Origin of the sequence: Streptomyces finlayi (genome assembly GCF_014216315.1) — a bacterium.
In the GTDB taxonomy this organism is placed as follows: Bacteria; Actinomycetota; Actinomycetes; order Streptomycetales; family Streptomycetaceae; genus Streptomyces; species Streptomyces finlayi_A.
The window spans coordinates 1,178,228-1,193,879 of record NZ_CP045702.1 but is presented as its reverse complement, the minus strand read 5'-3'; the positions used below and the strand labels follow the sequence as shown (position 1 = coordinate 1,193,879).

Sequence of the window (15,652 nt, the reverse complement as noted above, 5' to 3'; positions counted from 1 at the left end):
GTGCACTCGGGGGCACGGGGGACGGTTGCGGGAGATGCCTGGGGGCGTCCGAAGCGATACGCCTCCCCGCACCCCCACCGCATGAAAGATCCGGAAATCTGCACGACCCAAGCGCAACTGACCGCGGTGGCGGGACCCTTCGCCTGAGGCGATAGCGACGGGTGACCGATACACCGCCTGAGTCCTGGAGAAGGCGAGGACTTGAGCATGGGATCCACCTCTGCGCAGAGCGACAACGGCGGTCTCGGCCGCCGCAATCTGATCAAGCGCTCCGCGGCGCTCGGCCTGATTGCCGTTCCGACGATGAGCTTCCTTTCGGCGTGCGCTTCCGGCGGCGGCGAAGAGGACCCGAAGTCCACCAAGAGCAAGGGCCCGGTCTCGAAGGAGAACCCCTTCGGCGTCAACAAGGGCGGCGCCCTGGATGTCGTCGTCTTCAAGGGCGGCTACGGCGACGAGTACGCCAAGGCATGGGAAGCGCTGTTCGCCAAGCGCTGGGGCACGAAGGTCTCCCACCTGGGCACCCAGGAGATCACCGGCAAGCTCCAGCCGCGCTTCAACGCCGGCACCCCGCCGGACGTCGTCGACAACTCGGGCGCCCAGCAGATCAAGCTGGACGTGCTCTTCAAGGGCGGCCAGCTGCTCGACCTCGCGCCGGTCCTCGACGCCCCGTCCCTCGACGACCCCACCAAGAAGGTCCGGGACACCCTCATCCCCGGCACCATCGACACGGGCCTGCAGGGCGGCAAGGTCGTCTCGCTGAACTACGTCTACACCCTCTGGGGTCTCTGGTACTCCGGCAAGCTCTTCAAGGAGAAGGGCTGGACCGAGCCGAAGACGTGGGACGACTTCCTCGCGATCTGCAAGGAGGCCAAGGCCGACGGCATCGGCGGCCTCGCGCACCAGGGCAAGCACCCGTACTACATCAACATCGTGATCATGGACCTGATCGCCAAGACCGGCGGTCTCGACGCCATGAAGGCGATCGACAACCTCGACCCCAAGGCGTTCGTCGGCAGCGACGCGGCCAAGGCGGCCATCGAGGCGGTGTACGAGATCGTCGAGAAGGGCCTGCTGATGCCGGGCACCAACGGTCTCACCCACACCGAGTCGCAGACCAAGTGGAACCAGTACAAGGCCGTCTTCATCCCCTCCGGCTCCTGGCTGGAGAACGAGCAGCTCAAGCAGACACCGGCGGACTTCGACATGAAGTTCCTGCCGATCCCGCTGCTGCCCGACAGCGTGCTTCCCTTCGAGGCGGTCCGCGCCGGTTCAGGTGAGCCGTTCATCATTCCCGCCAAGGCCAAGAACATGGCCGAGGCGCAGGAGTTCGTGCGCTCGATGCTCTCCAAGGAGTGGTCGACGACGTTCGCCAAGGAAGCCAACTCGCTCACCATCCTCAAGGACGGTGTCGACCCGAGCGTCGAGCTGCGCCCGGGCACCCAGTCCACGGTCGACGCGGTGAAGGCGGCGGGCGACGCCAACTCCTTCAACTACCTCTACCCCAACTGGTACAGCGAGATGGACGTCTCCATCCAGAACGCGTCCAACGAGCTGATGTCCAAGCGCATCATGCCCGCCGAGTGGCTGAAGCGGGCCCAGGCGGCGGTGGACAAGGCCGCCAAGGACCCGGCCAGCAAGAACAACCACCGCGACTGATCTCGGGGCTCGTCGTAATACCAGGGGCAGGATGTCATGCGAAAAGGGCAGAACAGATTTATCGCGGGTTTTCTCCTCGCGCCGTTGACGCTGTATCTGATCTTCGTGATCTGGCCGTACATCCAGACCGTCGGGTACTCGTTCACCAACTGGACCGGGCAGTCACCCGTATTCGACTTCGTCGGCCTGGACAACTACACCGAGTTGTTCCGTGACGATGTCTTCCGTACAGCGCTTTGGCACAACATCCTGCTCCTGGTGTTCATCCCGGTCGTCACCATCCTGATCGCCCTGTTCTTCGCCTTCATGGTGAACGTGGGCGGCCGGAGTGCCGCCGGCGGTGTGCACGGCGTCAGGGGTTCGGGCTTCTACAAGATCATCTACTTCTTCCCCCAGGTGCTGTCGCTCGCGATCCTCGCGGTGCTGTTCCAGGCGGTGTACCGGAGCGATCAGGGGGGCCTGCTCAACGGGCTGCTCATGAAGATGGGGCTGGTCGACGCCAACAGCCCCATCGAGTGGATGAACGACCCCGATCTCGTGCTCTGGTGCCTGATGGTCATCATCGTGTGGCACGGGGTCGGCTTCTACCTCGTGCTCTTCTCCGCGGCGATGCAGTCCATCCCCAAGGAGATCTACGAGGCCGCCCTGCTGGACGGGGCCGGCCGCGCCCAGACGTTCTTCCGGGTGACCCTCCCGCTCCTGTGGGACTCCGTACAGACGGCATGGGTCTACCTCGGCATCGTGGCGATGGACATGTTCGTCCTCGCGTCGACGATGACGCCGGGTACGGGCTTCGGTGGCGGCCCCGACCATCACGGTGAAGTGATGGCGACGGTGCTGATGCGTAACTTCCTGTACTTCGGCAAGAGCGGCTACGCCTGTGCCATGGGCGTCGTGATGCTCATCCTCACCATGATCATTTCCGTCATCACGCTGCGTGCCACCCGCCGTGAGCGCATCGAGTTCTGAGCGGGAGTCAAGCAATGAGCACACCCATCAAGGAGCCGGCGCTCACCACCGGCGACAGCATCCCCCGTCAGCGGGGCTCCAAGAGGACGCCCGGTCCCGGTGACCGCAGGACCGAGGGCCTGACCCTCAACGTCTTCTCCCACGGCTTCCTCATCCTGTGGGCCGTCCTGATCATCCTGCCGCTGCTGTGGCTGCTCCTCAGCGCGTTCAAGACGGACGCGCAGATCGGCGGCTCGGCGCTGGGCTGGCCGACGAGCTGGTCCTTCGACGTCTTCGGGCGGGCCTGGGACAAGGGCATCGGCGACTACTTCACCAACACGCTGATCGTCCTGGCGTTCTCGGTGCCGCTGACGATGCTCTTCGGCGCGATGGCGGCGTACGTCCTGGCCCGGTACGAGTTCCCGGGCAACCGGCTCGTCTACTACTTCTTCGTCAGCGGCGCGATGTTCCCGGTGTTCCTGGCGCTGGTCCCGCTGTTCTTCACTCTGCAGCGGTTCGCGATGCTGAACACCTACCAAGGCCTGATCCTGGTGTACGTCGCCTACTCGCTGCCGTTCACCGTCTTCTTCATGCACTCGTTCTTCCGGACGCTGCCCACGGCGATCCACGAAGCGGCGGTCATCGACGGCGCCTCGCACACCCGGGTGTTCTTCCAGGTGATGATGCCGATGGCCAAGCCGGGCCTGCTGAGCATCGGCATCTTCAACGTGCTGGGCCAGTGGAACCAGTACATCCTGCCCTCGGTCCTGATGCAGCCGCAGACCTCGGGGGAGTCGGAGAAGTACATGCTGACGCAGGGCCTGATCCAGCTCCAGCAGCAGCAGGGGTACGCGACGGACCTGCCGGTGCTCTTCGCCGGTGTCGCCATCGCGATGCTTCCGATGCTGGTCGTCTACCTCTCCTTCCAGCGTCAGATCCAGGCGGGCCTCACCGCGGGAACGATGAAGTAGTCCGACGGTCCCGCTCTCCACGCGCCCGGGTCCGGCTGCCTCCCAGCAGCCGGACCCGGGCGTTCGGCGTTCTCCGGCGCCCCGCTCAACCGAGGCCCTCCCCGCTCAGGTCTTGACGGGAGGTGGTCCCTGAGACTCTGCTTAGGGTTCACATGTTAGAGAAACCGGCAGGAGTGAGAGAGTCGATGGAGACTCCGGGGTCGCAGACATCTCTGCATCGGGCCAACCTTGAGCGCGTCGTACGGGCCGTACGAATGGCGGGATCGCTCACCCAGGCGGAGATCGCCAGGGGCACCGGCCTTTCGGCGGCCACCGTCTCCAACATCGTTCGCGAGCTGAAGGACAGCGGCACGGTCGAGGTCACCCCGACCTCGGCGGGCGGCCGCAGGGCCCGCAGCGTCTCGCTCAGCGGCGACGCGGGCATCGTGGTCGGCGTGGACTTCGGCCATACGCACCTCCGGGTGGCCGTGGGAAACCTGGCGCACCAGGTGCTGGCCGAGGAGTCCGAGCCGCTGGACGTGGACGCCTCGTCGGCCCAGGGCTTCGACCGGGCCGAACAGCTGGTCAACCGGCTGATCGAGGCCACCGGCATCGCCCCTGGGAAGGTGATCGGCGTCGGGCTCGGCGTGCCGGGGCCGATCGACGTCGAGTCCGGCACGCTGGGCTCCACCTCGATCCTGCCCGGCTGGACGGGCATCAACCCCAGCGAGGAGCTGGCCGGACGCCTCGGCGTGCCGGTGTACGTCGACAACGACGCCAACCTCGGGGCGCTGGGCGAGCTGGTCTGGGGGAGCGGGCGCGGGGTCAGGGACCTGGCGTACATCAAGGTCGCGAGCGGTGTCGGCGCCGGTCTGGTGATAGACGGCTCCATCTACCGGGGCCCGGGCGGCACGGCCGGCGAGATCGGGCACATCACGCTCGACGAGTCGGGCCCCGTGTGCCGCTGCGGCAACCGCGGCTGTCTGGAGACCTTCGCCGCCGCCCGGTACGTCCTGCCCCTGCTCCAGCCCAGCCACGGGCCCGATCTGACCATGGAACGCGTGGTCCAGCTGGCCCGTGAGGGCGATCCGGGGTGCCGCCGGGTCATCGGGGACGTCGGACGGCACATCGGCAGCGGTGTCGCCAACCTGTGCAACCTGCTGAACCCGAGCCGGGTGGTGCTCGGCGGCTCCCTCGCGGAGGCCGGGGAGCTGGTCCTCGGGCCCATCCGCGACTCGGTCTCGCGCTACGCCATTCCCAGTGCGGCGCGGCAGCTTTCGGTGCTTCCGGGAGCCCTCGGCGGGCGGGCGGAAGTGCTGGGCGCGCTGGCCCTCGTACTCAACGAGATGGGTGATTCGACCCTTTTGGAGAGCACCCTCTCCCCGAGGGCTCCTGCCTTCACTTAGATAACGAATGGCACCGTTGTCATCTCGTTAAAGATTTACTCCTTGACGCCGTCCTCGCGGCCGAGTTGACTTCCAGCCACCTCGGCCGCAACGTCGCGGCCTCGTCAGGGAGGTTCGAGAATGAACACGCGTATGCGTCGTGCCGCCGTTGCCGTTGCCGCTACAGCCATGGCTGTCTCGCTTGCCGCTTGCGGCAGTGCCAAGGAGTCCGGCGACAAGGCCGAAAAGAACTCGGCGAAGAAGGGTGACGACCTCAAGATCGGTCTGCTCCTTCCCGAGAACCAGACCGCCCGGTACGAGAAGTTCGACAAGCCGATCATCGAAGAGAAGGTCAGCGAGCTCACCAACGGCAAGGCGAAGGTCATCTACGCCAACGCCAAGCAGGACGCCACACTGCAGTCGCAGCAGGTCGAGACCATGATCACCAACAAGGTCGACGCGCTGATCATCGACGCGGTGGACTCCAAGGCGATCGCCAACGGTGTGAAGAAGGCCAAGGACGCGGGCATCCCCGTCGTCGCCTTCGACCGCCTCGCCGAGGGCCCGATCGACGCCTACACCTCCTTCGACAACGAAGAGGTCGGCCACGTCCAGGGCAAGGCCCTCCTGGAGGCCCTCGGCGACAAGGCCGACGGCGGCACGATCGTGATGATGAACGGTGCGATCACCGACCCGAACGCCGCCCTGTTCAAGAAGGGCGCCAAGGCCGAGCTCGACGGCAAGGTCACGTACGGCAAGGAGTACGACACCAAGGAGTGGAAGCCGGAGAACGCCAACGCCAACATGGAGGCGGCGATCACGGCTCTCGGCAAGGACAAGATCGTCGGCGTCTACTCCGCCAACGACGGCATGGCGGGCGGCATCATCACCGCCCTCAAGGCCGCCGGTCTCTCCAAGCTCCCGCCGGTCACCGGCCAGGACGCCGAACTCGCCGGTGTGCAGCGCATCGTCGCCGGTGAGCAGTTCATGAGCGTCTACAAGCCGTACGCCCCCGAGGGCGCGGCCGCCGCCGAGATGGCCGTCGCACTGGCCAAGGGCGAGAAGCTCGACTCGATCGCCACCTCGACGGTGGACAGCCCCACCCACAAGGCCGTTCCCACCGTGCTGGTCCCGGTCGTCTCGCTGACCCAGGCCAACATCCAGGACACCGTCCTGAAGGACGGCATCTACACGGTCGACGAGATCTGCACGGCCAAGTACAAGGCCGCCTGCGACAAGCTCGGCCTGAAGTAGTCCGACGAGGGCCCGGCCGCTCCCGGCCGGGCCCACGGCGGCCGGCCTGCCACCGTGACACACACGGTGCGAAGGCCGCCCACCGGCCCGAGTCCGCCGATTCCCGAGCGGCCCGGTCCCACGAAGCCTGTCCGGTGCCCCGCCCACCTACTGTCCCGCTGCCGGGCGGGGCGCCGGATGGAACCCTTCCCAGCGGCCCCTGCCGCGCCCTCAGTTCCCTTCTGCTCGACCCACCGCGCCTCCCCCCAGGCGCGGCATCCCCGCCGGTCAGGCGGCGAAGGAGATGGTTCACGTGTCCGCTACGCCCGTGTTGGCGTTGCGAGGGGTCTCCAAGCGATTCGGTGCCGTCCAGGCGCTCACCGATGTACAGCTTGAGGTCCACGCCGGCGAGGTGGTCGCCCTCGTCGGCGACAACGGCGCCGGTAAATCAACGCTGGTCAAGACGATCGCCGGTGTCCACCCCATCGATGACGGAGTCATCGAGTGGGAAGGCGACGCCGTCGAGATCAACAAGCCGCACGATGCCCAGAACCTGGGCATCGCGACCGTCTATCAGGACCTCGCGCTGTGCGACAACATCGATGTCGTCGGCAACCTCTACCTCGGCCGCGAACTCCGTAAGTTCGGCGTGCTCAACGAGGTCGAGATGGAGCGCCGCTCCCGCGAGCTCCTCAGCACGCTGTCGATCCGCATCCCCAGCGTCCGTATCCCGATCGCCTCGCTCTCCGGCGGTCAGCGCCAGACCGTGGCCATCGCCCGGTCGATGCTCGGCGAGCCCAAGCTCGTCATCCTCGACGAGCCCACCGCGGCTCTCGGTGTCGAGCAGACCGCGCAGGTCCTCGACCTCGTCGAGCGGCTGCGCGAGCGCGGCCACGCGGTCATCCTCATCAGCCACAACATGGCCGATGTGAAGGCCGTCGCCGACAAGGTGGCGGTGCTCAGGCTGGGCCGCAACAACGGGGTCTTCGACGTGAAGACCACCTCGCAGGAAGAGATCATCTCCGCCATCACCGGCGCCACGGAAAACGCCGTGACCCGACGTGCGGCGCGCAACGCGGAGGTCCAGAAGTGAGCACCGACAAGACGGCAGCCCCCGTCGTGAACCAGGACGCCGCCAAGGGCGCCGCCACCGCGGTCGACCCCCGGCTGCTCGTACGTGAGCAGGGCCTCGCCGGATACCTCACCGAGTTCAAGCGCAAGATGAGCGCGGGTGACCTCGGCTCGATCCCCGTGATCATCGGTCTGGTCATCATCTGCGTGGTCTTCCAGAGCCTGAACTCGGAGTTCCTCTCCGCGAAGAACCTCAGCGACATCGCCGTCGCGATGGTCGCCACCGGTATGATGGCCGTCGGCATCATCTTCGTGCTGCTGCTCGGTGAGATCGACCTGTCGGTCGGCTCGGTCAGCGGCGTCTCCGGCGCACTCGTCGCGGTGCTCAGCGTCACCCAGGGCATGAACGAGTGGCTGGCCGTCCTGATCGCGATCGCCAGCGGCGCGGCCATCGGCGCGATCCACGGCTTCTTCTTCGCCCGGATAGGCGCCCCCGCCTTCGCCGTCACCCTCGCCGGTCTGCTGTTCTGGCTGGGCTTCATGCTCCAGCTGCTCGGCGACACCGGCACGATCAACCTGGACGGCGACGGCGTCGTCGGTCACCTCACCACGTACTACTTCGCCGATGTCGCGGCCGCGTACGGCCTCGCCGCGGTGGCCGTCGTGGGCTACTTCCTCTCCGCGTTCCTGGACAGCCGCCGCCGTGAGGCGGCCGGCATCCCGGCCAGGCCGCTCACCGACATCGTCGTGCGCACCGTCGTGCTCGCGGTGTTCGCCTTCGCCGCCGCGGTCATGTTCAACCAGTACCGGGGCCTGCCCCTGGCCCTGGTCCTCTTCCTCGTGGTCCTGGTGGCGACGGACTTCGTCCTGCGCCGCACGGCGTACGGCCGGAAGATCTTCGCGCTCGGCGGCAGCGTCGAGGCGTCCCGCCGCGCGGGCATCAACGTCACGGCGATCCGGATCTCCGTCTTCGCCATCGCGGGCACGTTCGCGGCGATCGGCGGTCTCTTCTGGGCCTCCAAGATCGCGGCGGTCAACCAGGGCTCCGGCACCGGCGACCTGCTGATGAACGTCATCGCGGCGGCCGTCATCGGCGGCACCAGCCTCTTCGGCGGACGCGGCAGGACCTGGAACGCGCTGCTCGGCGTCATGGTCATCGTCTCGATCCAGTACGGGCTGTCGCTGGAAGGCATCGCCACCCCGATCAACTACATGATCACCGGCGGCGTCCTCCTCATCACGGTCGTCATCGACTCCGTCACACGCAAGACGCAGAAGTCGGCCGGCCGCGCCTGACCGCTCGGACAGCACCTGCCCGGCATCTTCCGAGGTGCCGGGCTCGTGCGTGTCCGCACCCCGCGTGTCACGCACGCGTGCGGGATGCCTACGTCATCCGATCGGGTGACACGGAATGCACCGCCCGCTGACGGCGCGCGCCGGCGGAACATTAGACTCATCGGATCGGCACGCTCGACCAGCTCAAACGCAAGGAGGCACGGGTGGATCTGCTGACCCGCATCGGTGGACCGCGCGACCTGGACCGGCTCACCGCTGAGCAGCTGGAGCAGCTCGCCGGGGAGATCCGTACGTTCCTCGTCGACGCGGTGTCCAAGACCGGCGGACACCTCGGCCCCAACCTGGGCGTGGTCGAGCTGACCATCGCCCTGCACCGGGTGTTCGAGTCGCCGCGGGACAAGGTCCTCTTCGACACCGGCCACCAGAGCTATGTGCACAAGCTGCTCACCGGCCGCCAGGACTTCTCGAAGCTCAAGAGCAAGGGCGGCCTCTCCGGCTACCCCTCCCGCGCCGAGTCGGAGCACGACGTCATCGAGAACTCGCACGCCTCGACCGTGCTCGGCTGGGCCGACGGCCTCGCCAAGGCCAACGAGGTGCTGGAGAAGGACGACCACGTCGTCGCGGTCATCGGGGACGGCGCGCTCACCGGCGGCATGGCCTGGGAGGCGCTGAACAACATCGCCGCCGCCAAGGACCGCCCCCTCGTCATCGTCGTCAACGACAACGAGCGCTCGTACGCCCCGACCATCGGCGGCCTCGCGAACCACCTCGCCACCCTCCGTACGACGGACGGGTACGAGCGTTTCCTGGCCCGTGGCAAGGACCTCCTGGAACGCACCCCCGTCGTCGGGCGGCCGCTGTACGAGACCCTGCACGGCGCGAAGAAGGGCCTCAAGGACTTCATCGCCCCGCAGGGCATGTTCGAGGACCTCGGCCTGAAGTACGTCGGACCGATCGACGGTCACGACATCGAGGCCCTGGAGTCCGCGCTCCAGCGGGCGAAGCGTTTCGGCGGACCCGTCATCGTCCACTGCCTCACGGAGAAGGGCCGCGGTTACACCCCGGCCCTCCAGGACGAGGCCGACCGTTTCCACGCCGTCGGCAAGATCCACCCGGACACCGGACTGCCGATCTCCACCTCCGGCCTCGACTGGACCTCCGTGTTCGGCGAGGAGATGGTCAAGCTCGGCAAGGAGCGCAAGGACATCGTCGCGATCACCGCGGCCATGCTCCAGCCCGTCGGCCTCGGCAAGTTCGAGGAGGCGTTCCCGGACCGGATCTACGACGTCGGCATCGCCGAGCAGCACGGCGCGGTCTCCGCGGCCGGCCTCGCCACCGGCGGACTGCACCCGGTCTTCGCGGTCTACGCGACCTTCCTCAACCGGGCCTTCGACCAGGTCCTGATGGATGTCGCCCTGCACAAGTGCGGGGTCACCTTCGTCCTGGACCGCGCGGGAGTCACCGGCACGGACGGCGCCTCGCACAACGGCATGTGGGACATGTCGATCCTCCAGTGCGTGCCCACCCTCCGGATCGCCGCCCCGCGTGACGCCGACCAGGTCCGCGCCCAGCTGCGCGAGGCCGTCGACGTCGACGACGCCCCGACCGTGGTCCGCTTCTCCAAGGGCGCGGTCGGCCCGGCGGTCAAGGCCGTCGGCAAGGCCGGCGGGATGGACGTCCTGCGCGAGGCCGGCACCGAGCGGCCCGACGTACTGCTGGTGTCCATCGGAGCGCTCGCCCCGATGTGCCTGGAGATCGCCACGCTGCTGGAGGCCCAGGGCATCTCCACCACAGTGGTCGACCCCCGCTGGGTCAAGCCCGTCGACGAGGCCATGGCCCCGCTCGCCGAGCAGCACCGCGTCGTCGTCACCGTCGAGGACAACAGCCGCGCCGGCGGTGTCGGCTCCGCAGTCGCCCAGGCGCTGCGCGACGCCGGCGTCGACGTACCGCTGCGGGACTTCGGTATCCCGCCGGTCTTCCTCGACCACGCCTCGCGCAAGGAGGTCATGGCCGAGATCGGCCTGACCGCCCCGGACATCGCCCGTCAGGTCACCGGTCTGGTCGCCAAGCTCGACGGCCGGTACGGGAGCCGGGACGCCGAGCCGCTTCCGGTGGAGCCCGCTCGCGACTGAGCGCATCACCGCGTCACCCGTCCACGCCCCTCGGTCCCACCGGACCGGGGGGCGCGTTCGTGTTCCGCGCCTCCCGTTCGTGTTCCGAGATCCGCCCCTACCGGAGCCGCCCGCGGGCCGCGCCTACTCCGTACGGCCCAGTGGTCTTCGCTCTCCCGGGCCCCATCGGGTGAATCGCCCCGCGCGACCGCCCCGTTGCCGCGCGCCCTCTCGATCATGGCCGTGGTTCGGGTAACGCGAGGGCCCCGGCGACGCACGAGAAGAACGATCACGGAGGCAGACCGGTGAGCACAATGTTCCGCACCAAAACGGTAGAACAGTCGATCAAGGATACGGAGGAGCCGGAGCACCGGCTCAGAAAGTCCCTCTCGGCAGTGGACCTGACGGTCTTCGGCGTCGGTGTCATCATCGGCACCGGCATCTTCGTCCTCACGGGCAAGGTCGCCAAGGAGACCGCGGGCCCCGCCACCGCGCTCGCCTTCGTCGCCGCGGGCATCGTCTGCGCACTGGCCGCGCTCTGTTACGCGGAGTTCGCCTCCACCGTCCCGGTGGCCGGATCGGCGTACACCTTCTCGTACGCCTCACTCGGCGAACTGGTCGCGTGGACCATCGGCTGGGACCTGATCCTGGAATTCGCCCTGGGTACGGCCGTCGTGGCCGTCGGCTGGTCGGGCTACGTCCGCTCCCTGATGGACAACATCGGCTGGACGATGCCCGAGGCGCTCTCGGGGCCGGACGTCGCCGAGGGCTTCGGCTTCGACATCCTGGCCTTCGTGCTGGTGCTGGCGCTCACGGTCATCCTGGTGTTCGGCATGAAGCTGTCCGCACGCGTCACCGCGATCGTCGTCATCATCAAGGTGACCGTGGTCCTGATCGTGATCATCGCGGGGTCCTTCTTCATCGACGCCGACAACTACAAGCCGTTCATCCCCGACGCAGTGAAGCAGCCCGCCGGGGCCGGTCTGGACGCGCCCCTGGTCCAGCTGATGTTCGGTTACGAGCCCACGAACTTCGGCGTCATGGGCATCTTCACCGCCGCGTCCGTGGTCTTCTTCGCCTTCATCGGCTTCGACGTGGTGGCCACCGCCGCCGAGGAGACCAAGGTTCCGCAGCGGGACATGCCGCGCGGCATCCTGGGCTCGCTCCTGATCTGCACCGTGCTCTACGTGGCCGTGTCCATCGTCGTCACCGGCATGCAGCACTACAGCGAACTGTCGGTGAGCGCCCCGCTCGCCGACGCCTTCAAGTCCGTGGGGCACCCCTTCTACGGGGGCGTCATCAGCTTCGGCGCCGCGGTCGGCCTCACCACGGTCTGCATGATCCTGCTGCTCGGCCAGACCCGGGTGTTCTTCGCGATGAGCCGTGACGGACTGCTCCCGCGGTTCTTCTCCGTGACGCACCCGCGCTTCCGCACGCCGTACCGTCCGACCATCCTGCTCGGGGTGCTCATCGCGATCATCGCGGGCTTCACCAGCATCAACGAGCTGGCGACGCTGGTGAACATCGGCACGCTCTTCGCGTTCGTCGTCGTCGCCCTCGGCGTGATCGTCCTGCGCCGCACGCGGCCCGACCTGCACCGCGCCTTCCGCACCCCGTGGGTCCCGCTGGTCCCGATCCTCTCGGTGGCCGCGTCGGTCTGGCTGATGCTCAACCTGCCGGCCGAGACCTGGGTGCGGTTCGGGGTCTGGATGGCGATCGGTATCGCCTTCTACTTCCTGTACGGACGGAAGCACAGCAGGCTGAAGACCAACGGGGAGCGCAAGACGGTCAGTTGAGCCGCGACGGTGGTGTGGGGCGTACGCTACGGGGCCCCGCACACCGCGCCCCGTGCACCTCGACCCACCGGCGCAGGCCCCGGTCCGCGGTGACCACGACACAGAGGCGGTCCGGATTCCGGGCCGCCTCCGTCGCGACGATGCCGGCGATCAGGTCGTCACCGCTGCCGGGCGCCGACTCCACCCGTACCCCGGGCACGGGACCGACGACCCGGGCCGCACCTTCGACTACCAGCACCAGCTCGACGGGGCCCGGAACCCCGGGCAGGCCGTCCGCGGCGTACGGGACGAGCGAGTCCCGCAGCCGTTCGGCCGCCCCCGGCCGGTCCCGCCACCACCCGTCCGGTACGGACCCCACGACGTTGGCAGCGTCGACGATCACGAGCGGCAGCGTGTTCCCGGTGGCCGGGCCTTCGGTCGGCATCCCGGCAGAATGCCATGGGCCGGCCCGGCCCACGGTCCGTCAGCCGCCGGTGGCGGGGGACTTCTTCGCGGACTCCGGGATCGACGAGTCCTCGCGGATCGCCTTCCAGAGGGTGCCGGCCTGCGGCTCGGCGGCCACGACCCGATTCCTGTCGATCTCGTCGTAGGCAACCGGAAGCATGATCGTCTCCATCGACGACGGGTCGACGCCGTTCATCGAACGCGCGAAGTCACTGAGCGACTTGAGCGAGGCGAGCCCCTCGTCGGTCGTCAGCGACTTCGTGGCGGAACTGGCGATCTTGTACGTCGTCGTCGGGCTGCCCAGCAGGTCCTGCGACTTGATCTCGCTCAGCAGCGCCATCATGAACTGCTGCTGGAGCCCGATGCGGCCGAGGTCGCTGCCGTCACCGATGCCGTGCCGCGTACGGACGTAGGCGAGGGACTCGGTGCCGTTGAGCTTCTGCGGGCCGGCGGTGAGGTTCAGCCCGGACGCCTTGTCGTCGATGTCCTGGGGAACGTCGATCGTGACGCCCCCGATGGCGTCGACCAGGTCCTTGAACCCGGCGAAGTTGATCTCCAGGTAGTGGTCGATCCGGACGCCGGACATCTTCTCGACGGTCTTGACCACACAGGCCGGACCGGCCAGCGAGTACACCGAGTTGAACATCACGCGGTCCTTCGACGACAGCGGCGAACCGTCGGCCGTGGTGCACTCGGGCCGCGTCACCAGGGTGTCGCGGGGGATGGACACGGCGACGGCCTTCGTGCGGCCCTCGGGTATGTGCACCACCATGGCGGTGTCGGAACGGGCCCCACTGACGTTGCCGCCCCCACCGAGCTTCTTGTTCGCGGCACCGGCCCGCGAGTCCGACCCCAGAACCAGCAGGTTCTGGCCGGTCGTCGGGAGCTTCTCGGGACGGTCCTCACCGAGCGCCTTGTTGATGTCGACGCCCTTGATGTTGCCGTCGAGGCTGCTGTACATCCAGTAGGCGGTGCCGCCGCCGGCGAGCAGGAGCACGAGGAAGATCCCGAGGGCGATCTTGAGGCCGCGACGGGGCTTGCGGTCCTTCTTGCGTCCGCGCTTGGCGGAGTCCCCTCGCCGGGAGGCGCGCGGGCCCGGGGGCGTGGCGTCGTGGCTCATTCTGTGAGTCCTCGCAACTCGTGGCCCCTGAGGGCGCAAGTGGTCGGGTTGGACTCGGGTGGGGGGCGAGCCGGTCCGCTGCTGTCTGGTGGATTAGAACTATAGACAGTCGATCGAGTGAACGTACGGGAGCCATGAGACTCTGTAGCGTTGTCCCACCGTGGTACAGGCCGGTATCGGCTTCGACGGACCCTGGTCCGAGGCTCGGTAGGCATCGCGTCGTGGCAATCCCCCTTGCACAAGGGGCCTATGCAGCGGACCGTCGGGGCACGCACATCACGCGTTTCGACGCGTTGATCTACGACCGGACGGTCTGGAACAAGGTTTTCCGCCGCACCTTCTGGGATTACCACTTCATCCAGTTCCCCGAAGGCGTCCTCTACGAGGACTCCTGGGTCAACATGTTCGCGCACTTCAAGGCTGGAAAGGTCGATGTCATCACCGACATCGTCTATTTCTGGCGTCGCCGTGACGGTGGGGCCGCTCCCTCGATCACGCAGCGGCACACCGAACTCAGCAACCTGATGGACCGAGTGGCCGCCGTGCAGTCCGTGAGCCGTTTCCTCGGACAGCACCGCTCGCGCTCGTTCAGGGAGCACAAACGCAAGTACGACCTCGCATGCCTCAAGTCGGACCTCATGCTGCATCTGAAGGTCCTTCCCGATGCGGATGACGACTATCGTGACGCCTTCATGTACTCGGCCCAGGAGTTCTTGAGTGAGGCCGACGACGACCTCATCGATGAGCTCCCCGCAGACGCGCGGGTGAAGTGGCTTCGCGTCCACCAGGGTCAGCTCAACGAACTCCCGGCTCGGCAAGGAGCTGACTCCCCACAGTTCGCTCACCGGCGCCCACTGGAGCGGCGATTGGCTGACGCTGACGGGCTCCGCCTATGTGCGCTTCATCAACGTGCACAAGCGCCATATGTCCACGAAGGCACTGGCGCTTCGGAACAAGAAGTCGGGCAGCACGCTCGTCAACCCGGCGAAGACCACGTTCTATCCGCAGGCCACCGAGCACTCCAACCAGAGTCGCTACTGCTACGACTGGGCCGGATTCGAGAGCCGCTTCGACACCAACCGTCTGAAGAGGAAGGGCGAATGGGTCGAGGGAACATGGGATGTCGCCGCCAGTGTGTTCAGTCGCGGACTCTTCCGCTACAAGAGCATCGGCCGTGGCGGTGCCGACACGGCCGACAATCCGCCGTACCGCTATGTCGAAAAGAACACCCGCATTCTGCCCTTGTTCGTCCAGGGCGGCCTGAAGCTCCGCGTCGGCATAGGGCAGAGAGGTGCTGTGCCAGCCCTTTCCCAACTCGTTCCACGCGTCGGCGAGGTCTTCGGCGCAGGTCTCCTGCAACATCACCACGCGCGCGCCGTCGGTGACCGCCAGTCGTTTCAATGCCCGGATCTTCTCGGTGCGGGTCCCGGTGTCCTCACAGTTCCACTGCCGGACCCCGCACATGTTCCAGGTCGCGATACGCAGACGCTCCGGCGCGCTCTCCAAGGGCGTCGCTCGGGTGACCGGCAGCGGATGCGACACCCCGAGGAGGACGAGAGCGCAGACCGTCAGCCTGCCATCCGCGGTGGAACGGCGCTGCGGAGCCCTTCGGCAGCTTTCCGGCACGACGCCGCATGACCTG

12 protein-coding genes are annotated in these 15,652 nt (G+C 67.4%); 10 read left to right on the top strand and 2 right to left on the bottom strand.

Annotated features, from left to right (window positions below):
- Positions 1-207 precede the first annotated feature (207 nt).
- The 9 genes from ngcE to F0344_RS05560 all read left to right on the top strand — a co-directional run bounded on the left by ngcE (position 208) and on the right by F0344_RS05560 (position 12,446).
- Positions 208-1,656, top strand: coding sequence for an N-acetylglucosamine/diacetylchitobiose ABC transporter substrate-binding protein (gene ngcE / locus F0344_RS05600; RefSeq protein WP_185297717.1), 1,449 nt, complete (start codon positions 208-210; stop codon positions 1,654-1,656).
- 36 nt (positions 1,657-1,692) lie between these two features.
- Entirely contained in the window at positions 1,693-2,625 is a 933-nt protein-coding gene (locus tag F0344_RS05595) for a carbohydrate ABC transporter permease (protein WP_185297716.1), read from the top strand.
- A gap of 14 nt (positions 2,626-2,639) precedes the next feature.
- Positions 2,640-3,575: a carbohydrate ABC transporter permease gene (locus tag F0344_RS05590; protein ID WP_185297715.1), complete on the top strand. Its 936-nt coding sequence runs from the start codon at positions 2,640-2,642 to the stop codon at positions 3,573-3,575.
- 185 nt (positions 3,576-3,760) lie between these two features.
- Entirely contained in the window at positions 3,761-4,960 is a 1,200-nt protein-coding gene (locus F0344_RS05585; RefSeq protein ID WP_185297714.1) for an ROK family transcriptional regulator, read from the top strand.
- 120 nt (positions 4,961-5,080) lie between these two features.
- The gene (locus F0344_RS05580) at positions 5,081-6,193 is read left to right on the top strand and encodes a substrate-binding domain-containing protein (RefSeq protein WP_185297713.1); all 1,113 of its coding nucleotides are present in this window, start codon (positions 5,081-5,083) and stop codon (positions 6,191-6,193) included.
- Positions 6,194-6,476: 283 nt separating this feature from the next.
- Positions 6,477-7,265, top strand: coding sequence for an ATP-binding cassette domain-containing protein (locus F0344_RS05575; RefSeq protein WP_185297712.1), 789 nt, complete (start codon positions 6,477-6,479; stop codon positions 7,263-7,265).
- Entirely contained in the window at positions 7,262-8,539 is a 1,278-nt protein-coding gene (locus F0344_RS05570) for a sugar ABC transporter permease (protein ID WP_185297711.1), read from the top strand. Before F0344_RS05575 ends, F0344_RS05570 begins: the two co-directional genes overlap by 4 nt.
- Before the next feature lie 203 nt (positions 8,540-8,742).
- Positions 8,743-10,671 (top strand): 1-deoxy-D-xylulose-5-phosphate synthase, encoded by a 1,929-nt coding sequence (gene dxs / locus F0344_RS05565; protein WP_185297710.1) that lies wholly within the window; start codon positions 8,743-8,745, stop codon positions 10,669-10,671.
- Between the two features lie 293 nt (positions 10,672-10,964).
- Positions 10,965-12,446, top strand: coding sequence for an amino acid permease (locus F0344_RS05560; RefSeq protein WP_185302527.1), 1,482 nt, complete (start codon positions 10,965-10,967; stop codon positions 12,444-12,446).
- Here F0344_RS05560 and F0344_RS05555 read toward each other — a convergent pair.
- Together F0344_RS05555 and F0344_RS05550 are read right to left on the bottom strand one after the other, a co-directional pair.
- Entirely contained in the window at positions 12,439-12,870 is a 432-nt protein-coding gene (locus F0344_RS05555; protein WP_185297709.1) for an NTP pyrophosphohydrolase, read from the bottom strand. The two genes, F0344_RS05560 and F0344_RS05555, sit on opposite strands and share 8 nt — an antisense overlap.
- A 39-nt stretch (positions 12,871-12,909) precedes the next feature.
- A complete protein-coding gene (locus F0344_RS05550; RefSeq protein ID WP_185297708.1) occupies positions 12,910-14,010 on the bottom strand; it encodes an LCP family protein in 1,101 nt (366 codons plus the stop codon).
- A gap of 894 nt (positions 14,011-14,904) precedes the next feature.
- Here F0344_RS05550 and F0344_RS35435 point away from each other — a divergent pair.
- Positions 14,905-15,648, top strand: a complete 744-nt coding sequence (locus F0344_RS35435) for a hypothetical protein (RefSeq protein WP_258049681.1) — start codon at positions 14,905-14,907, stop codon at positions 15,646-15,648.
- Positions 15,649-15,652: the final 4 nt, after the last annotated feature.